A 20527-nucleotide genomic window follows, 5' to 3' on the forward strand; every position below is an offset into this window, starting at 1 on the left:
GCCACGAGCCGGTTGCGCGCCAGGCACACAACTTTGGAGAAGCAAGATGAAAGATATGCCCAACGATTTGCGCGGCCAGACGCTGGCGCTGATCAACGAGAATGGTTCGGCCAATCAATCGGCCGGCAGCGCGCAGGTCAATGCCTTGATCGCCGCCTGGCTCGAGTCGCTCGACGACGAAGACCTGGCCGGCACCGCGCCGCAAAGCCTGGCGCCCGTGCTGGTCGACGGTTTCTCGCAACTGGCCCAGCGCACCGGCCCTGGCGCGCAGATCGCCACGATGGGTTATTCGGACGGTCGCGGCGGCAAGGCCACCGCACTCTTGATTCTCAACGATGACCGCCCGTACCTGGTCGACTCGTTCGTCATGGCACTGCGCAAGGAGCGCATCGTCGCCGCCGGCGTCATGAACGCCGTGCTGCCGGTACGCCGCGACGCCACCGGCGCATTGGCCGCCATCGGCGAAGCGGGCAGCCCGCTCGAATCCATCGTCCTGTGCCTGCTGAACGACGAACTGCAGGTCGAAGAACTCGACAAGCTGACCGCGCGCATCCGCATGGTCGCCAGCGACGCTGCCACCGTGCAGCGCGACGCCGTCGCCATGGGCGACCGCATGACCGCCGTGGCCGCAGCCGCTGCCGCCGCCGGCACGCCGGACGGCCAGGAAGCCGCCGCGTTCCTCGAATGGGCCAAGAACGAAGGCTTCGAGCCGTTCGGCTACGCCTACTACGTCGTCAAGGCGGGCGAGCGCGAACTCGAACGCGATCTGGGCAGCCGCATCGGCGTGCTGAAAGACACCGCGCATCCGGTGTATGGCGATTGCCTGGCCAGTATCCCGGGTGACCTCGATACGCTCTCGCGCCGCGCTGACACGCTCTCGATCGTCAAGGCCGACGTGGGCGGCACGCTGCACCGCGACCAGCCGCTGGACTTCATCGGCGTGCGCGACACCGACGCGCAGGGCCGCATCCTGGGCGAGCATTGCTTCATTGGCCTGTTCACCCGCGCCGCCACCTCGACCCCGCTGGCGCGCCTGCCGTTCGCCCGTGGCCGCGTGGCCAAGGTGCTCGGCATCGCCGGCGTGCGCCAGGAAGGTTTCCGCGCCGAGAAATTCATTGAGATCCTCGAATCGCTGCCGCGCAACGAAGCGCTGGAAGCCGAGCCGGAATGGCTGGCCGAAGTCTGCAGCGCCGTGGTGTCGCTGTACAAGCAGCCGCGCGCCAAGGTGTTTGCCCGCCGCGACGTGTATCGCCGTCACCTGAACGTGCTGGTGTACCTGCCGCGCGAGCGCTTCAGCGCTGCCGTGGCCGCGAGCCTGGCAGCCGCCCTGAAGGAAAGCTCGGGCGCGCGCGACGTCGACGTCCAGACCCTGGTGGCCGATGGCCCGCTGGCACGCGTGTACCTGATCGCGCACGCGGCCCGCTATCCGCTCGACCTGGAAACCGACCTGCAGGCCCCGCTGCTGGGCGTGCTCGATGGCTGGCATGACCGCTTTGCCCAGCTGACCAACAGCGTCGATGAAAGCCGCCTGCGCAGCCTGATGCGCAAGGTGGTGCCGACGCTGCCGGTGAGTTTTGTCTCCGCCACTGCGCCCGAAACGGCATTCCGCGACGTGCACGCGCTGTTGACGCGCTGCCGTCCGGATCGCGTGACCGCCCGCATCGAGCAGGATGACGCTGCCGGTACCTCGATCCGCCTGTATTCGAGCGAGACCGTGCCGTCGCTGTCGCGCATCCTGCCGGCGCTGCAGAACGCCGGCATCGCGGTCGACCGCGAGCAGACCTTCCGCCACACCGGCCTGGATGGCGTGCGCCGCTACGTGACCGCGCTGTCGGTCGACGCCGAAAGCGCCGCCAAACTCACCAAGCCGGGGATCGGCAAAGTGGCCGAAGAATTGTTCTCGGCCCTGTTCAATGACGAAGCCGAAGATGGCCGCATGAACGGCCTGACCATCGAAGGCGGCCTGTCGCTGCGCGAAGTGCAGCTGGTGCGCGCCTACATCAGCTACTGGCGTCAGCTCGGCTCGAAGTTTTCGGTGCGCTACATGGCCGAAACGCTGCGCGCCCAGCCTGGCCTGGTCAAGGAATTCGTCAATGGCTTCATGCAGCGCTTCGATCCGGCCCTGACCGACGAACAACGCAACGAAGGCAGCAGCGCGCTGTACCTGCTGAAAACCAGCCTGCCGGGCGTGAACCACGCCGACACCGAAGAAATCATGGCCGCGCTGATCGACCTGGCGCTGGCCACCGTGCGTACCAACTACTTCCAGAACAGCGGCGAAAAGATCATCTTCAAGGTCGACACGAGCGACCTGGCGCTGGCGCCGGAGCCGCGGCCGTTCCGCGAAATCTATGTGTTCTCGCGCCGCTTCGAAGGCGTGCACCTGCGCGGCGGCCCGGTCGCCCGCGGCGGTCTGCGCTGGTCGGACCGCATGGAAGACTACCGCACTGAGGTGCTGGGCCTGGTGAAGGCGCAGATGGTCAAGAACGCCGTCATCGTGCCGGCCGGCTCGAAAGGCGGCTTTGTCTGCAAGCAGATGCCGAAGGATGCGGCGCGCGACGTGGTCGCCGCCGAGGGCGAAGCCGTCTACCGCCTGTTCATTGCCAGCCTGCTGGAAGTGACCGACAACCGCGTGCGCGGCGAGATCGTGCCGCCAGAGGCGACCGTGCGTCACGACCAGGACGATCCGTACCTGGTGGTGGCCGCCGACAAGGGCACCGCGACGTTCTCGGACATCGCCAACAGCATCGCCGTGCAGCGCGGCTTCTGGCTGGGCGACGCGTTCGCGTCGGGCGGCTCGAACGGTTACGACCACAAGAAGATGGGCATCACCGCCAAGGGCGCGTTCGAAGCGGTCAAGCGCCACTTCTATGAACTGGGCCATGACCTGGCCAACAACCCGATCACGATGACCGGTGTGGGCGACATGTCGGGCGACGTGTTCGGCAACGGCGTGCTGCTGTCGCGCCAGCTGAAACTGGTGGCGGCGTTCGACCACCGCCACATCTTCCTGGACCCGACGCCGGACGTCGAAGTCTCGTTCAAGGAACGCGAGCGCATGTTCGCGCTGCCACGCTCGTCGTGGGAAGACTATGACAAGAGCCTGATCTCGGCCGGCGGCGGCGTGTACCCGCGCAATGCCCGCTCGATCGAACTCTCGCCGCAGATCCGCGAGGCGCTGCAGATCGAAGAGACATCGCTGCCGCCACAGGAACTGATGCACCGCATCGTCAAGGCGCCGGTCGACCTGTTCTACAACGGCGGCATCGGTACCTATATCAAGGCCTCGACCGAGACGCATGCACAGGTGAAGGACCGCGCCAACGACCAGATCCGCGTCAACGGCAATGAGCTGCGCTGCAAGGTGGTGAGCGAAGGCGGCAATCTGGGCGCGACCCAGGCCGGCCGCATCGAGTTCGCGCTCGCCGGTGGCCGCATCTTCACCGATGCGATCGACAACTCGGCCGGCGTGGATTGCTCGGACCATGAAGTCAACGTCAAGATCTGGCTCGACACCGAAGTCAATGCCGGTCAGTTGTCGGAAACGGACCGTAACCGCACGCTGAACGAAATGACGGGTGAAATCGAGCGCCTGGTCCTGCGCGACAACACGCTGCAGACGCATTTGCTGACGCGCGAAGTGCAGGCGCAAGCCACAGGCGCGGTGGTCGATGGCTACATCGCCCTGATCGCCAACCTGGAAGCCGAAGGCGCCGTCTCGCGCGAGCTCGAACAGCTCCCGAGCGACGCCGAACTGCTGCGCCGCAAGGCGCTGGGCCTGGGCCTGACCGCGCCGGAACTGGCCGTGGTCATTGCCAACGTCAAGAACCGCTTCAAGCGTACGCTGGCTGCACTGCCGCTGACCGACGAAGTCTGGGCCGATTCGCTGCTGCGGCCTTACTTCCCGGCGCAACTGGTCGCCACCCGCGATCCGCTGGACCATCCGCTGGCCAACGCCATCCTGGCCACCGTGCTGGCCAACGAAGCCGTCAACCGCTGCGGTCCGCTGATGCTGCGCGACCTGGCGCTGGAACACCGCATCGACGACACCGAAGTCGTCAAGGCGTGGGCCAAGGCCTGGGCTGCGCTGCACCTGGCGCCGGTGTTCGATGCGCTCGACGCCGACGCCCTGGTGGTGCCGCGCGACGTGTCGGTCTCGGTCGACAACCGCACACGCGCGCTGCAACGCGCCACGATCGAAGGCGTGCTGTCGCTGCCACCTGGCTCGCAAGGCCTGGACGAGCTCTCGACGCTGTTCGCCGAAGCCGACGAGAGTGCGGCCGCCAAGTTCCGCTCCGAGGCCGATGGCCACACGGGCCTGCCGCCGCAGTTTGCAGCGGCCTGGAAGGCGGTCGAGATCATCGAGTCGCAAGCCTCGTTCCTGTTCGCGGCGGTCTCGGTGCCACGGCCAGAGGGCATGTCGCTGCTGCAGTTCCTGCAGGTCGGCACCTTGCTGCGCCAGCAGGTCGGCATCGACACGCTGGAACTGGGCCTGAAGCTGCCGGCGCAGAGCAAGTCGCAGGAACAGCTGCGCAACTACGCGCTGCAGTCGCTGCGCCGCGCGCAACAGCGCCTGCTGCTGCAGGTGATCGAGCATGCGGGCCACAACGGCAACGACATGCAGGCAGCGGTGGACGAAGTGACCGCCGCGCGCGGGTTGACGGGCTTTGCCCCGCCGACCGAATTGGAGCAGGCGATGCTGGACGTGTGGGCGCTGTCGGAAGGCCTCTCGCCAGAACGTCTGGCTGCATAAGGTGAGCACTGAGATGAGCACCGCAGCTGCAGCAGGGTTGCCGGAAGCGGTGCGCGCGCTGGCCGAAGCCGACTTCGGCGCGGTCGCGCAGCGTTTTCGTGACGCCGGCTTTGTCGTCGCGTTGCCAGCGTCGGGCATCCTGACGGTGCGCGCCGCAACGCCGGACGCCAACCGCCCCAGCGTGCTGGTGTCGGTCGGCGTGCATGGTGACGAGACGGGGCCGATCGAGATGGTGGCGTATCTGGTCGACGCGCTGTCGCGTTCCGCCAGTGCGCTGGCGGTGGACCTGATGCTTTGTGTCGGGCATATCGACGCCATTCGCGCCGGCAAGCGTTTCATCGACGCAGACCTGAACCGGATGTTCCGCGCCGAACGCGGCTCCCTCGCCGGGACATTCGAGGCAGGGCGCGCCGATGTGCTGATCGAGGCGACCCGCGCGTTTTTCGAGGGCAGTGGCCCGGCGCGCTGGCACCTCGACCTGCACACGGCGATCAGGCCGTCGCACTATCCGATGTTCGCGATCGTGCCGGAACTGATTGCCGACGCAGCGCGCGAGGGATTGATGGGGTGGCTGGGCGAGGCAGGGATCGAAGCGATCATCATGAACCCCGAATCGGCCGGCACCTACAGTTACTTCACCGCCGAGCATCTCGGCGCGGCCAGCAGCACGGTCGAACTGGGTCGTGTTGGCACGCTGGGGCAGAATGACCTGTCGCAGTTTGCCGCCGCCTCAAGCGCGCTGGATCGCCTGCTGCGCGGCCAACCGGCGCAGCCAGCAACGGCGCCACCGCGCGTGTTCGCAACAGCGCAGTCGATCATCAAGCTGTCCGACGCGTTCAGCATGCGGGTAGGGCGCGAGACCTGGAACTTCACGCCGATGCAAAAAGGTGACGTCATCGCGCAGGATGGTGCAACGACCTACACGGTGCAGCACGACGAAGAACTGGTCGTGTTCCCGAACCCGGATGTCCGGGTGGGACTACGCGCCGGAATCATGGTAGTGCGCATCCGGTAACACCAAGCGGGCCACGGCCCGCTTTTTTCGGTCGACGACACGTATTTTCATAACACAGCCGGGGTCAGGTCTGACATTCGGACACGACCTCAGCCTTACAGCCGGGGTCAGGTCTGACATTCGGACACGGCCTCAGCCTTAGCCACTTCCAACAGTGTCTTTCCCGTATTAGCATGGCCTGGTGCCAGCTGGTTCGCACTACGCGATTGTCGAGATCGTGTCCGAATGTCAGACCTGACCCCCGCTTTTTTGGGTCGACGACACGAATTTTCATGGCGGGCTAGACTGGTGCTCTTGATATGCAGGAGCCACCATGACCATGCTGTTTTCACCGTACTCGCTCGGCCCCCTCGAGCTGTCCAACCGTATTACCATCGCCCCGATGTGCCAGTATTCGGCTGTCGATGGCCTGGCCACCGATTGGCACATGATCCATCTCGGCAGCCTGGCGCTGTCCGGCGCCGCGCTGATCACGTTAGAGGCCACGGCCGTCGTACCGGAAGGCCGCATCTCGCCGAATGACCTGGGCCTGTGGTCCGATGCGCATGCCGCCGCGCTCGCGCCGATTCTGGCAGCGATGCGTCGTCATTCGCCGATCAAGATCGGCATCCAGCTGAGTCATGCAGGCCGCAAGGCGTCGACGAACGTGCCGTGGGAAGGTGGCACGCAGATCGCCCCCGAAGCCGCCAATGGCTGGCAGACCGAAGGCCCGTCCGCCGTGCCGCATACCGGGGGCGACGCCGCGCCGCTGGCGCTCGATGCCGCCGGCCTGGAACGGGTGCGTGACAGCTTCGTTGCCGCTGCACGCCGCGCGCACGCGCTGGGTTTTGATGCGATCGAGCTGCACGGCGCCCACGGCTACCTGCTGCACCAGTTCCTCTCGCCGCTGGCCAACCACCGCACCGACGCATACGGCGGCTCGCTCGAGAACCGCATGCGCTATCCGCTGGAAGTCTTTGCGGCCGTGCGCGCTGCCGTGCCGTCGATGACGCTCGGGATGCGCATCTCGGCCACCGACTGGGTCGACGGCGGCTGGGACCTCGAACAGAGCGTGCGCTTTGCGCAGGAACTGGAGCGCATCGGGTGCGACTTCATCCACGTCTCGAGCGGTGGCGTGTCGCCTGCCCAGAAGATTCCGGTGGAGCCGGGCTACCAGATCGGCTTCGCTGAACGGATCAAGCATGACACGGGCCTGCCAACGATCGGCGTGGGCCTGATTACCGAGGCGCGCCATGCTGAAGCCATTTTGCAGGCGGGCCAGGCGGACGTCATCGCCCTGGCGCGCGCGATGCTGTATGACCCGCGCTGGCCATGGCACGCGGCGGCTGAACTGGGGGCGCAGGTGAGCGCGCCGCCGCAGTACTGGCGCTCGCAGCCGCACGAATTCAAGACGCTGTTCGACACCACGCAGCCTGGCAAGGGCTGACACGGTTCGCGCCGGGGGCATGCAGTCCACGGCGCCGTTTTTGCAGTTCGTCGCATGCAGCACGTTGCAGGGCAGGGCGGTTGGTAGAGTGCCATCACCCGAACAACAACCTGTCAGGACTGCCATGCGTACCCTCATCGCCCTTGCCGCTCTTGCTGCCCTTGCCGGCTGCGCCATCATCGTTGCGCCGCAGGATGGCAGCGACATGCGCTTTCATACGTCGTGGAGCAGCGGTACGACGGAGGGGAACGGTGTCGCGGCGCGTGATGCCCGCGCCATCGCGGCGCTGCCGGCGCTGGACGTGAGCGGCGCGCTGCCGGTCGATGTGCGCGTGGGGCCGGTGGCGTCGCTGGTGGTGGAAGCCGACAGCAACCTGCTGCCGCTGATTCGCACCGAAACGCAGGGCGACACGCTGCGCATCTGGTCCGAGCAGAACCTGCGCAGCAAGACGCCGCTGCGCATCATCTACACGACGCCGCGCCTGACCGAGGTGCGCGCGTCGGGCGCGACCCGCGTCGACGTGAGCGGCCTGAATGGCGCGCCGCTGGACGTGCGCAAGAGCGGTTCGGCCAGCGTGACGCTGGCCGGCACCGCCGGCAACCTGCATGCGCGGGCGAGCGGCTCCGGTCTACTGGATGCGGCCCGGCTCACCAGCAACAGCATCGATGTCACGCTGTCCGGGTCGAGCCGGATGCGCCTCGGACCGGTCAGCGGCGAGGTCGCGCGCATGGAGCTGAGTGGATCGAGTTCGCTCGAGGCCAGTGGCGCGGTGCGCTCGCTCAACGCCCGCGTGAGCGGCTCGGCCAGCGCCGACCTGGCGGGCCTGACGACGCAGGACGCCGACCTGGGCGCGAGCGGCGGCAGCAGCATCCGGGCCACGGTCAGGCAGTCACTGTTTGCCCGTACCTCGGGCTCGGGCGGCATCCGCGTGTATGGCCAGCCGGCCCAGCGCAGCATGACGGGCGAGCGCATCCACCTGCTCGATTGAGGTCTTGTCGCGCGTGCAAACAAAATGTCTTCAGCGACAGCAGAGTCCCCTATAATCGCAGCTTCGTTTTGAGACTGCGTTTGGGGACTGCTTACCGGCGGCATCGAACGCGATTGCAACCGCGTACTGAAGGACTCGCCGTGAATCAGACTCTGGGCCAAAAGCTGCTACGTACCAAACCGGCGGGACGCCATCACGACGAGGGCACATCCGTTGGCGTTGCCGGCGCCTTGCCCGGCCTGCACCGATCGCTCGGGCTGTTTCCGCTGACGATGATCGGCGTGGGCGCCACCATCGGTACCGGCATCTTTTTCACGATGGTCGAAGCGGTGCCGAAAGCCGGTCCGGCCGTGGTCCTCTCGTTTCTGCTTGCGGCGATCACCGCCGGCCTGACCGCGCTGTGCTACGCCGAACTGGCCGGGCGCGTGCCGGCATCGGGCTCCTCGTACTCGTTCGCCTACGCGACGCTGGGCGAATTCGCGGCGTTCATCGTTGCCGGCTGCCTGCTGCTCGAATACGGGCTGGCGGCCAGTGCGACATCGATCGGCTGGTCCGATTACCTGAACAACTTCCTGCTCAACGCGTTTCACTGGCAGATACCCATCGAGTTGCGCTCGCCGATGTTCGTGTCGGACCACCATAATGTCTCGTTCAATCCGGGCCACATCAACCTGCCGCCGATCCTGCTCGTGATCATGTGCGGCATCATGCTGGTGCGCGGGACGAAGGAATCGGCCACGACCAACGCCATCATGGTGATGATCAAGCTGGCGATCCTGGTGTTCTTTGCCGCGATCGCGTTCACCGGCTTTGACGCCAACAACTTCCAGCCATTCTTCAATATGGACGAGAGCAAGGGTTATGCGGGCATGGCCGGCGTGACCGCCGCTGCCGGCACCGTGTTCTTCTCGTTTATTGGCCTGGACACCATCGCCACCGCCGGCGAAGAGGTCAAGGACCCGCGCCGCAACGTGCCGATCGGGATCCTGTCGGCGCTGGTCATCGTCACCGTGTTCTACATGCTGGTGGCGGTTGCCGCGATGGGCGCGCAGCCGGCGCACCTGTTCGAAGGCCAGGAAGCCGGCTTGTCGGTGATCCTGCAAAACGTGACGGGCCAGGCCTGGCCGGCGCTGATCCTGTCGGCTGGCGCCGTGGTGTCGGTGTTCTCGGTGACGCTGGTGACGATCTACGGCCAGACCCGCATCCTGTACGCGATCAGCCGCGATGGCCTGATCCCGAAGGTGTTCCAGAAAGTCAGCCCGCGCACGCAGGCGCCGGTGGGCAATACGATCATCGTGTGCACCGTCGTGGGCCTGGTGGCCGGTACGGTCGACTCGACCTTCTTGTGGGACATGGTCAGCATGGGAACGCTGACGGCGTTCATGGTGGTGTCGATCGCGGTGCCGGTGATCCGCCACAAGCAGGGCCCTGACGCGCCACCGGGCTTCCGCGTGCCGTTTGGTCCGTATGTAGTGCCGGGCCTGTCGGTCCTGGCCTGCCTGTACATCATGAAGGATTTGTCGAGCACGACGTTCCGCGTGTTCTTCATCTGGATGGGCGTGGCGGTCGTGACCTACTTCGTCTACAGCATGCGCAACAGTCGCCTCAACAAACAGCAGGCGTAAGCGGCTGGCGATCACGATGGACAAGTTCGAACGACGGCGCGACCGCTTCGCGCTGTTCGACAGTATGGACAGCCCGGCGCTGAACCTGTGCTTCACGCTGACACTGCCGGACTTTCGTCCCTGGTGCCGCGCGCAGGGCCTGGCGCCATTCCACGTGCTGCTGTGCGCCACGCTGCGCGCGGTGCTGAAGATCGAGAATTTCTGCTACCGCATCGTGGACGGCGAGGTCATTCGCATCGAACGCCTGCGCCCGTCGTTCACCGTCACGAACGTCAACGACGACCTGAATTTCGCGATGTTCGCATGGTCCGACGACCTGCACACGTTTGTCGCCCGCAGCCGCGCCGCCGGCGCCGAAGCGGCAGGCATGACTGCGTTGAACACGCAGTACGCCGCCTTGTCACCGCGCCAGGCGAAAGAGCAAGTCTTCGTCACCTGCATCCCCTGGCTCGACTTCACCTCGATCCAGCATCCGACCGCAACGCTGGCGCAGCCCGACATCCCGTCACTGGCCTGGGGGCGCTTCCGCGATGCGCCGAACGGAGAATTGACACTGCCATTCTCGGTCCAGGCCCATCACGGCTTCGTCGACGGTCTCCACATCCACCGCCTCGCGGAACAAATCACCGCCGAACTCACTACCATCCTCCAATTAGGGTCAGAGTAGAATTATTGGCCAATTGCCCCAGAGATAACTAGGGTCGGAGTCGCATTAACGGCTCATCCGCAAAAGTTGTCAAACAATCCGACTCTGACCCTCATTGTTTTTGGGGTGTTTTTCTGCTTGAGTTTGGTAGAAGTTACGGCACGTCTAAATACTCCCGACATTAATTTCTCGCAGCTACCGATACCGCTGAATTTGACTAAAAAATTAATTAGGGTCAGAGTCGAATTATTGGCCAATTGCCCCAGAGATAACTAGGGTCAGAGTCGCATTAACGGCTCATCCACAAAAGTTGTCAAACAATTCGACTCTGACCCTAATTGTTGGGAATTTCTTTGGGATATTAAAAAGGCCGCGCTCCTTTCGGTAGCGCGGCCTTTGGCAGGATTGATACGCGATTTACAGCGCGTTCATTTCTTTCAGCAGGTTATCTGCCTTGTCGACGTACTGCATATTCCACAGCATGTAACGGGTATCGACCTGGATCGAGCGGGTCATGGCTTTGTTGAAGTCCCAATCCGAAATGATCGAGTCGAGCGTGCCGTCGAATGCAAGGCCGATCAGCTCGCCCTTGGCGTTCAGTGCGGCCGAACCCGAGTTGCCGCCCGTGATGTCCAGCGTCGCCAGGAAGTTCACTGGCAGCGTTTTCAGTTTCGGGTCGACGTACTTGCCGAAGTTCTTCGTCTGGATGGCGGCCAGCTGGTTGTCCGGTGCGTCGAACTCGCCTTCGCCCGTGTGCTTGGCGGTGACGCCGGCAATGGTGGTGAATGCGGTCCAGCCGGTGGTGCCGTCGGCGCCTTGCGGGCGGCCGGCGATCTTGCCGAAGGTGACGCGCAGCGTGCTGTTGGCATCCGGGTAGACGGCCTGGCCGCGGCTGTTCATGTAGGCAATCTTGGCCTTCATGTAGTTGCCGTAGGCTTGCTGGATCTTGCCGGCCGACTCTTCCTGCTTTTCTTCATCCTTCATGTCGGCGTCATACATCGCGACCGCTGCCTTGATGAAGCTGTCGTTCGATGCCTTGAACTCGGCTGGCGTCTTTTTCAGCCACGCGGTGCGCGCTGCCTTGTCGGCCAGTTTCGAGCCTGCATAGATGCGGTCCAGCGCGGCCTTCAGTTCGGCCTCGCTCATGCCGGCGCGGATGCCCAGTGCAGCGTCGAACGCGGCGTCGTGCTCGGCGGCCGGTTGCGCGTTGTACTTGGTCAGGAAGTTCAGCACCAGCGCCTTGTCGACTTTTTCGTCGTAGGTGCGGTCCTGGCCTTCGACGACGGACGTCAGGCGTGGCAGGTCGCGTTCCTGGTAGCCGGTCTTGCGCTCGGCGTCCGGCTTGGTGCGCTCGTTGGCCAGGCGGTACAGCGTGCGTGCCGACGACAGGAACTTCGGTTGCGCATAGGTCTGGAAGAAGCTCTTCTTGGTGCCCGCATCGCGTTCGGCGATCAGCTTTTCGGCCATGTCGATGTCGGCTGCGTACTGCGCCTTGCGCGCGGCGTCGCCATTGACCCAGGCCTTGAGCGCATTGTGCTCGGCCGTTTTACGCTGCAGGAAGTCGCTGCCCTGGTACGAGACCAGCATGCCCTTGCGATTCTTGTAGTAGTTATTCACGCCCGCGATCTGGCCCGCGTATTTCAGGCGGGCAGCCGGATCGGTCTTGGTTTCGCGGTCGATAATGGCCAGCGTCTCGCTCGAGGCCTGGATGAAGGCCGGGTAGTTCCAGTCGAACGTGAACGCCACTTCGGACGGCAGGCGGTGACGGTTGGTGCGGCCCGGGTAGCCCAGCACCATCACGAAGTCGCCTTCTTTCGGATTGTCCTTGGCAATCTTGATGATGTGCTTCGGCTGGTACGGCACGTTGTCCTTCGAGAACTCGGCCGACTTGCCATCCTTGCTGACATACGCACGGTAGAAACCGTAGTCGCCCGTATGGCGTGGCCACATCCAGTTGTCGGTGTCGCCGCCGAATTTACCTACGCCCGACGCCGGCGCATGCACCAGGCGCACGTCGCGGATCTCGAGCTGCTTCAGGCGATAGAATTCCAGGCCGCCGTAGAAGCTGGCCACGGTGCAGCGGTAGCCGGCATCTTTTTCGCAGGCCGCCACCAGGGTTTTCTGGTTCTTTTCGATGGCGTCGATGCGGGCCTTGCCGGTCAGTTTGGCGACTTCAGGGGTGATGACCTGAGCACTGACATTGGCCACTTCGTCGGTGACATACACGCGGCTGCCGGGCGATGCTGGCAGCTCGTCGGCCATGGTCTTGGCCAGGAAGCCGTTGGCCAGCAGGTCGCGTTCAGGCGTCGAGTTGACGGCGATGCTGTTGTAGACGCAGTGGTGGTTGGTCACGACCAGACCTTGCGGCGAGACGAACGACGCCGAGCAGCCACCCAGGCTCACGATCGCGCCCATCGGGAATTCAGTCAGCTTGGTCAGATTTGCCGGATCCAGCTTGAGGCCGGCGGCTTTCAGTTGCTTGGCTACTTGTGGCAGCTGTTGCGGCATCCACATGCCTTCGTCCGCTTGGGCGGCGAAGCTGGTCAGGATGGCGAGCGAGAGAAGGGTCTTTTTCATGCGCTTTGGTCTGGTTGGGAAGGGATATTCATGGACTCCGGAGAGTGTCCGTGAGTATGGTTAATCCGCTATCGGATCGTCAACCTGTATTTCAGCCACACCAATGAAAAAGCCCGCGCCTGTCCCGGCGCGGGCTCCTTTGCAACGGTGCCTGCAACGGCGCTTACAACTGCGCCTCGAACAACGACGCGAACCAGGTGCTCACGTGTTCCCACCATGGCCGCTTGGCGAGGGCATGCGGTGTTACCGGCTTGGCCAGCTTCCAGTCGGCGTCAAAGACGTCCGTCATCTGCGTCGCAAACCCGGCATCGAGCACGTTCAGGTTGGCCTCGTCATTGATACTGAACGAGCGGTTGTCGAAGTTGGTCGAGCCCACCGACACCAGCAGCTTGTCGACGATCAGCGTTTTGACGTGGTACATCGTCGGCTGGTATTCCGAGATATGCACCCCGGCCGCCAGCAACTCGGGCCAGCGATCGCGCGAGGCGGCCCGCACGAGATCCGAATCGATGATGTGGCCCGGCGTGATCAGGCGTACCTTCACGCCGCGCTTGGCAGCGGCGATCAGTGTGCGTACCGTCAGTTCATCCGGCACGAAATACGAGGCCGACAAATCGATCGTCTCGCGCGCCGACGTGATCGCCATCAGGTACATCAGGTGCATGCTCTCGCTGCCGCCCGTGGGCGAGCTGGAGAACATCTGCGCCGGCATCGTGCCCTTCGCCTGCAGCGGCGGGAAGTATGCCGGGCCATCGAGCACGACGCCCGTGGCCTTGGTCCAGTTGTCATTGAACACGGCCTGCATCTGCCCGACGACCGGGCCTTCGACGCGGAAGTGGCTGTCGCGCCAGTGGTCTTCGTCCTGCGCGTTGCCGCGCCATTGGTCGGCAATGCCCACGCCGCCCGTGAAACCGACCAAACCGTCGACGATCAGCAGCTTGCGGTGGGTGCGGTTGTTCATGCGCGCCAGCTTCCACCAGACGGGCTTGTGATAGCGCTGTACCTGCACGCCGGCCGCCTTCATCTTGTCGACCTGGGCATTGTCCATCTTCATGCTGCCCATGAAGTCGAGCATCACGTGCACTTTCACGCCAGCGCGCGCGCGCTCGGCCAGGGCTTCAGAAAACTCGGTGCCGATCGATTCGGACCAGTAGATATAGGTTTCCAGCGTGATGGTCTTTTTCGCCCCGCGAATGGCCTCGAGCATCGCCGGGAAAATCTGGTCGCCATTGAGCAGCGCGTCGACCTGGTTGCCTTCGATGATCGGCGGACCCAGCAAGACGCCAAGCGAGCGGCGGAACTGCGGATCGGCCGTGTCGTACTGCCGTGTCAGTTGCCGTTCGATCTGTTTTTCGCCCGGCATGAAATTCAATGCGAGCACCCCCAGCACGAGGGTGGCGGCCACTGTCAGCAACAGCGTCCAGAACTTTTTTGAGCTCATCAGTAAAATCGCAGAGGAAAAAAAACCAACGCACAAGGCGTTGGTTTTTTATGGGTGGCGAACCACCATATTAGCGAACGCGACCGCGACGCAGCAGATTCACGATTGCCAGCAGGATGACTGCACCCAGGAACGACACCAGGAGCGAAGCAACACTGAAGTCGTCGGAATTGATGGTGCCGGTACCGAACAGTGGCGAGAGCAACCAGCCGCCCAGGAAGGCGCCGATGATACCGACCACAACGTTCAGGATGATGCCTTGCTCGGCATCGGTTTTCATGACCATGCTGGCCAGCCAACCCAGAATACCGCCAACGACGATCCAGATAATGAATAACATGGTGCTTCCTCCTCAAGTAAAAAGACAGATCCCCAGGGCCAACGAATGCCGTGACCATGTGAAAAATTTTAAAGACGCTACAAAGGCGGGTCGGTGCGGCAGCGTACCTTCGATGACGAATTTGCATCATGATGAAAATTCTTTGCGGCAAGATGCTGTCAGTCATCCGAGCGTGCGTCATCGAACAGAGCCGGAACACGCCCAGGCCTAAGGTGAAGGTCCTTGGCAGCAACAGCTCATCCGTAGCCGGCTGCCGAAACCAACCAGCAAAGGATTCATCATGAGCAGCTTCGATACCACCCGCACCACGGATAACCAGCGCATGGTCACTGGCCTGTTCCCTGACCGCGCCAGCGCCGAGCGTGCGTATGGCACCGTGTCCGAGCGCGGCTATAACCGCGATGACGTCAACCTGATGATGTCCGATTCCACCCGTCAAACCCACTTCGCCGACACGGACACCGAACTGGGCACCAAGGCGGCTGAAGGCGCGGGCATTGGCGCCGGTATCGGCGGCACCATCGGCGCCGTGCTGGCCGGTATCGCAGCAGTGGGCACCACGCTGGTGCTGCCAGGCCTGGGCCTGGTCGTCGCAGGTCCTCTGGCAGCGGCGCTGGCCGGCGCCGGTGCGGGTGGTATCACCGGTGGCCTGATCGGCGCGCTGATCGGTGCCGGCATCCCTGAAGAACGCGCACAGCACTATGAAGACGGCATCAAGGGCGGCGGCATCCTGCTGGGCGTGAATGCACGCTCGGATGAAGATGCAGCGCACATCCACAAATCGTGGACCGAACAGGGCGGCTCGCACGTTCTGGGCGCTGGCCTGGGCGTGGCAGGCGGCGCAGCACTGGGCGCGACCGTCGGCACCGTCGCCGGTCCGATCGGCATGGCAGCAGGCGCGGTTGTCGGCGGCATCGCTGGCGGCATTGCTGGCCAGGGCGCAGCTGAAGTCGTCAATCCAAAAGCCAACGACGACCTGTCCGAGCACCATCTGGCCAAGGGCGTGGGCGCAGGTTCGGGCGCAGCAGCGGGCGCACTGGTGGGTGCTGTCGGTGGTCCGATCGGCATGGCAGCAGGCGCTGTCGTCGGCGGCCTGGCAGGCGGTGCAGCCGGCCGTGGCGCGGGCGAAGTGGTCAATCCAAAAGCGACCGATGAACTGAGCGACCATAACCTGGCGCAAGGCGTCGGTGCTGGTGGCGGCGCGACGGTAGGCGCCGTGATCGGTGCAGCAGCCGGCCCACTGGGCGTGGCGGCAGGCGCAGCGATCGGCGGCATGGTCGGCGGCGCAGCAGGCAAGGGCGTGGGCCACGTGGTCAATCCAAAGGCCGAGAATGACTACTGGCGCAACGAGTACCAGACCCAGCCTTACTACACGCCAGGCTACACGTATGACGACTACGAGCCAGCCTATGCACTGGGCTACAACAACTACGACAAGTACGACGGCGGCTACGATGCCAACGAAGGTCGTCTGTCGACCGAGTGGGACCGCTCGAAAGGCAATTCGCGCCTGAGCTGGGACCAGGCCAAGTCGGCCACCCGCGCCGGCTGGCACCGTGTCGAGCGCGCGATCCCGGGCGACTTCGACCGTGATGGCCGTTAATTTGCACTGAGCAGCACTGAGCTGCACTGATTCGTCAGCGCGCTGATCAAAAAAAATCCCCGCCGGTGCGAACCGGCGGGGATTTTTCATGGTCGAACCAGATTACTTTTTCACTGCTTCAACCTGGATTGCCAGCTTCACTTCCGGCGAGAAGTTCGGCAGGCCGAAGCTGATGCCGAAGTCGTCGCGCTTGAAGGTGCCGGTCACGTCCGCGCCGCATGCTTCTTTCTTGAGCATCGGGTGCATGATGCATTTGAACTTGTTGATCTGCAGGGTCAGTGGCTTGGTCACGCCGTGCAGGGTCAGTTCGCCGTCGACCGAGGTCGGCACGTCGCCCGTGAACTTGATCGCCTTCGACTTGAAGGTGGCGGTCGGGTATTTGGCAGCATCAAAGATGTCCGGCTTTTTCGCGTGCTCGTTCATCTTTTCGTGGCCGAAATCGATGCTGTTGATGTCGACAGTGATGTCCAGCGAGCCGGTCTTGGCTTCGCGGTCGATGGTGACGCTGCCGCTCGACTTGTTGAACTTGCCGCGCCATACCGACAGGCCCATGTGGTCGGCTTCGAAGCTTGGGTAGGTGTGGTTCGGCTCGATGTCGTACGTGACTGGCGCGGCGAAGGCCGACGTGGCGGCAAAGGCGGCGGCGGCTGCGATCAGGTGCTTGATGTTCATGGCTGCAATTCCTGTAAAAAAGTTAAAAGGACGGTTTGTTTTTCTGCGTAGGGTGGGCGTTTGTGCCGCCCACGCGTTCAAACTGATCAAGCTTCGTTGAACGCGTGGACGGGAAACCCGTCCACCCTACGTGGTGGTGAAACAGTTTATTTTGCTGCAGTAGCTGGTGCTGCGGTAACGCGAAACTTGATGACAACTTCATCGGCGACCATGCTCGTGTCTTTCCACTCGCCTTCGCCGATATTGAACGCCAGACGCTTGATTGGCAACTGGCCTTCGAACACGGTTTTCGCACCGGCCGCCTTGACCGTCAGCGGGAACGTGACATTGGCGCTCTTGCCTTTCAGGGTCAGCTTGCCCGACACCGTCAGCTTGCCGGCGCCGGCCGGTGCGATGCTGGTCGAGACGAAGGTGGCCTTCGGAAATTGCACCGAATTGAACCATTCTTTCTTGGCCACTTCCTTGTTGTACATGGCGTCGCCGATATCGAAGCTGGCCGTCGTGATCTCGACGCTGGCGCTCGCCGCCGCCGGCTTGGCGGCGTCGTAATCGATCTGCGCCGCGAACGTGCGAAACGGTGCTTCCACCGGCACGTTCATCTGCTTGAAGACAGCCGAGACGCCGCTGGCTGCCAGGTCGGTCTTGAGTGGCGCGGCCTGCACGGCAGCGACGCTGCCGGCAACCAGGCTCGCCAGCAGCAGGGCCTTGATGGAATTCATGATTTTTCCTTCGGGGTAGGGATGGGGAGCATGCGCTGCATGATGCCGTCGCGGTCGATGAGCAGGTGCTTGAGCGCGGCAAGCACGTGCAGCGCCACCAGGCCGGCCAGCAGCATATTGAGCCAGTAGTGCAGGCCGCGCAGCGTCTCGCGCAGCACCGGGTCGGGGCCGATCAGCACCGGCAGCGGGAACTTGCTGAAATAGACGACCGGGTAGCCGGCCGCCAGGCTGAAGAAATAACCGGACAGCGGCACGGCGAACATCAGCACATACAGCGCCAGATGCAGGCCGTGGGCGGCGCCATGCTGCCAGCGCGGCAACCCGGCAGGATACGCAGGTGGCTTGTTGAACAGGCGCCATAACAGGCGCAGCGCGGCCAGCGCCAGGATCGTCACGCCGGCCCACTTGTGCCAGCTCGTGTAGCGCAGCTTGGCCATGCTGATGCCCTGGATGTCGGTCATCACGAGGCCAAGGGTAAAGGTACCGATGATCGCGATGGCCATCAGCCAGTGCAGCACGATCGCTGGAATCGAATAGCGGCGCATTTTTCTTATAAGTAATTAGTACGGGCTAGAACTAACTCACTATAGCAAAAAAGGCCGTCGTGGTGTTGACACGCTTTTTCACGTCCGACAAACCACACGGGATTGCAAAAGATACACCACCACGTTCTGCCGAATGTAATATCTGGTAATGAGCGCATTCATACCCTGCATGCCGTTTGCTGCCAGCCCTCGTGTTGCTGCTGTCTGGGTTGCTCTTGTCTGCGCCGCGCCGGTTCTGGCGCTCGCGCATCGTCAGGCCAACCCTGTCGATCTGGCCGATCTGGCCGACCTGTCGATCGAGGAACTGGCCAATATCCAGGTGACGTCGGTCTCGAAGCGGCCCGAGCGTTTGCAGGACGCATCGGCGGCAGTCTTCGTCATCACCGCTGACGACATCCGCAGCTCCGGCGCCGATTCGCTGCCCGAGGTATTGCGTCTGGCGCCCAACCTGCATGTAGCGCGCATCAATGGCTATGCCTACTCGATCAGCGCGCGCGGCATGAACAGTGGGCCAAGCGTCTTGTCCAACAAGATCCTGGTGCTGATCGATGGCCGCTCGGTGTATACGCCGCTGTTTTCGGGCGTGTTCTGGGATGCGCAGGACGTGCTGCTCGAAGACATCGCGCGCATCGAGGTAGTCAGCGGACCGGGTGGCGTGATGTGGGGCCTGAACGCCGTCAGTGGCGTCATCAACATCAGCACGCGCTCGGCCCGCGATACGCAGGGCAGCATGCTGGCGCTGCACGGCGCCAGCGATGGCGCGGCCGGCGCCGCGTTTCGCCAGGGTGGCACGAGCGATGGCGGCGTGGCCTGGCGCGCCTATGGCAAGGTCACGCGGCGCAGCGATAGCGAACGCATTGGTGACGGGCGCATCGACGACGGCCACCGGCGCGCGCTGGTGGGCGTGCGCGCCGACTGGGAGCAAGGGGCCGATGCCTTCTCGGTCATCGGCAACGTCAATCGCGGGCGCCTCGACCAGCCGGCGCCCGGTGAACTGGCCACGCCGTTCGGCCCGTCCACATTTGGCCGCGTGCGCTCGGACGGTGCCAACCTGCTGGCGCGCTGGCAGCGCACGCTCGACGCGGGCGCCAGCGTGTCGCTGCAAGCCTTTCTCGACCATACGGTGCGCGAATCGCCGCCGCTGTTTGCCGAGCGCCTCACGACCGCTGACGTGCAGTTCCAGCACACGCTGGCCACGAAGGGCCGCCACGATCTCGTGTGGGGCGCCAACTACCGCAGCACGCGTGACCGGGCCACCAACAGCCCCTGGGTCGCGTTTCTGCCGGCGCGCGCACTGCTGCGCTGGGGCAGCCTGTTCGTGCAGGATGAAATCCTGCTGAACGACGACTGGCGCCTGACGCTGGGCGGGCGCGTCGAATACAACCATTACACCGGCATCGAATGGCTGCCGAGCGCTCGCCTGTCGTGGCGCCTCTCGCCGCAGCACGCACTATGGGCATCGGCCGCGCGCACGGTGCGCTCGCCCGCGCGGCTGGACGTCGATGCCTGGGTCCCCGGCCAGCCGCCGTTCATCCTGCGCGGCGGGCCGCAGGTGCGCAGCGAAGTGGCACGCGTGCTCGAGCTGGGCTACCGTGGCCAGCCGGCGGCGGGGCTGTCGTACACGGTCGTGCTGTACCACCACGATTACGACCACCTGCGCGGACAGCAGATCGATCCCACTTTCAGTTATGCCGAGTTTGCCAGTCTGCTCAAAGGCAGCGCCAGCGGCATCGAAACCTGGGGCAGCTGGCAGGCACTGCCGCGCTGGCGCCTGTCAGCCGGCTGGACGGCGCTGCACCAGCGCCTGGCCCTCAAACCCGGTGGCAACGACGTGATGGGCCTGAGCGCGGCGCGGCGCGACCCGTCCCATACGCTGCAACTGCGGTCGCACTACAACATCGACGATGCGCGCGAAATCGACGTCACGCTGCGCCGAACCGGCGAGATGCCGGCGTCGCGCATTGCGTCGTCAACGGCGCTCGATGCACGCTTCGGCTGGCGCTTGCGGCCGGGCCTGGTCCTGTCGGTGTATGGCGAGAACCTGAATAGCGGGCACGCCGAATTCGGCTCGACCACGTATTGGGCAGAGTTCGAGCGGCGTGTGGGGGTGAAGGTCCGGTGGGATTACTGACGCGCCGGGGCCGGCGCATCATGAATGCAGATGCATGCACGATGCC

Annotated in this window: 14 protein-coding genes; 8 read left to right on the forward strand and 6 right to left on the reverse strand. The window is 64.1% G+C overall.

The window, feature by feature from the left end; all coding sequences use genetic code 11:
• Positions 1–46: 46 nt before the first annotated feature.
• The 6 genes from IFU00_00220 (at position 47) to IFU00_00245 (ending at position 10474) form a co-directional block, all read left to right on the forward strand.
• The gene (locus IFU00_00220) at positions 47–4753 is read left to right on the forward strand and encodes an NAD-glutamate dehydrogenase (GenBank protein ID MBD8540699.1); all 4707 of its coding nucleotides are present in this window, start codon (positions 47–49) and stop codon (positions 4751–4753) included.
• Between the two features lie 13 nt (positions 4754–4766).
• Positions 4767–5768 (forward strand): succinylglutamate desuccinylase, encoded by a 1002-nt coding sequence (locus IFU00_00225; protein MBD8540700.1) that lies wholly within the window; start codon positions 4767–4769, stop codon positions 5766–5768.
• Between the two features lie 313 nt (positions 5769–6081).
• Complete coding sequence (locus tag IFU00_00230; protein ID MBD8540701.1) at positions 6082–7194, forward strand: NADH:flavin oxidoreductase/NADH oxidase; 1113 nt, start codon at positions 6082–6084, stop codon at positions 7192–7194.
• Between the two features lie 124 nt (positions 7195–7318).
• Positions 7319–8182 (forward strand): DUF2807 domain-containing protein, encoded by an 864-nt coding sequence (locus tag IFU00_00235; GenBank protein ID MBD8540702.1) that lies wholly within the window; start codon positions 7319–7321, stop codon positions 8180–8182.
• Between the two features lie 140 nt (positions 8183–8322).
• Positions 8323–9807 (forward strand): amino acid permease, encoded by a 1485-nt coding sequence (locus tag IFU00_00240; protein MBD8540703.1) that lies wholly within the window; start codon positions 8323–8325, stop codon positions 9805–9807.
• A gap of 16 nt (positions 9808–9823) precedes the next feature.
• A complete protein-coding gene (locus IFU00_00245; protein MBD8540704.1) occupies positions 9824–10474 on the forward strand; it encodes a hypothetical protein in 651 nt (216 codons plus the stop codon).
• A gap of 396 nt (positions 10475–10870) precedes the next feature.
• On the opposite strand, the gene IFU00_00250 is transcribed toward IFU00_00245, so the two are convergent.
• The 3 genes from IFU00_00250 to IFU00_00260 form a co-directional block, all read right to left on the reverse strand.
• Complete coding sequence (locus IFU00_00250) at positions 10871–13030, reverse strand: S46 family peptidase (protein ID MBD8540705.1); 2160 nt, start codon at positions 13028–13030, stop codon at positions 10871–10873.
• Positions 13031–13193: 163 nt separating this feature from the next.
• On the reverse strand, positions 13194–14471 hold the full coding sequence (locus IFU00_00255; GenBank protein ID MBD8540706.1) for a cardiolipin synthase B: 1278 nt from the start codon (positions 14469–14471) through the stop codon (positions 13194–13196).
• A 70-nt stretch (positions 14472–14541) separates the two neighbouring features.
• Entirely contained in the window at positions 14542–14811 is a 270-nt protein-coding gene (locus IFU00_00260) for a GlsB/YeaQ/YmgE family stress response membrane protein (protein ID MBD8540707.1), read from the reverse strand.
• A gap of 280 nt (positions 14812–15091) precedes the next feature.
• On the opposite strand from IFU00_00260, the gene IFU00_00265 reads away from it, so the two are divergent.
• Positions 15092–16414, forward strand: a complete 1323-nt coding sequence (locus IFU00_00265; protein MBD8540708.1) for a hypothetical protein — start codon at positions 15092–15094, stop codon at positions 16412–16414.
• Positions 16415–16516: 102 nt separating this feature from the next.
• Here IFU00_00265 and IFU00_00270 read toward each other — a convergent pair whose 3' ends face one another.
• From IFU00_00270 to IFU00_00280, 3 genes are all read right to left on the reverse strand, one after another.
• Complete coding sequence (locus IFU00_00270; GenBank protein ID MBD8540709.1) at positions 16517–17086, reverse strand: polyisoprenoid-binding protein; 570 nt, start codon at positions 17084–17086, stop codon at positions 16517–16519.
• Positions 17087–17232: 146 nt separating this feature from the next.
• Positions 17233–17805: a YceI family protein gene (locus IFU00_00275; protein ID MBD8540710.1), complete on the reverse strand. Its 573-nt coding sequence runs from the start codon at positions 17803–17805 to the stop codon at positions 17233–17235.
• Complete coding sequence (locus IFU00_00280; protein MBD8540711.1) at positions 17802–18350, reverse strand: cytochrome b; 549 nt, start codon at positions 18348–18350, stop codon at positions 17802–17804. The genes IFU00_00275 and IFU00_00280 overlap by 4 nt, the downstream gene beginning before the upstream one ends.
• A 271-nt stretch (positions 18351–18621) precedes the next feature.
• On the opposite strand from IFU00_00280, the gene IFU00_00285 reads away from it, so the two are divergent.
• The gene (locus IFU00_00285) at positions 18622–20481 is read left to right on the forward strand and encodes a TonB-dependent receptor (protein ID MBD8540712.1); all 1860 of its coding nucleotides are present in this window, start codon (positions 18622–18624) and stop codon (positions 20479–20481) included.
• Positions 20482–20527: the final 46 nt, after the last annotated feature.

Source organism: Oxalobacteraceae sp. CFBP 8761 (assembly GCA_014841595.1).
GTDB lineage: Bacteria > Pseudomonadota > Gammaproteobacteria > Burkholderiales > Burkholderiaceae_D > Telluria.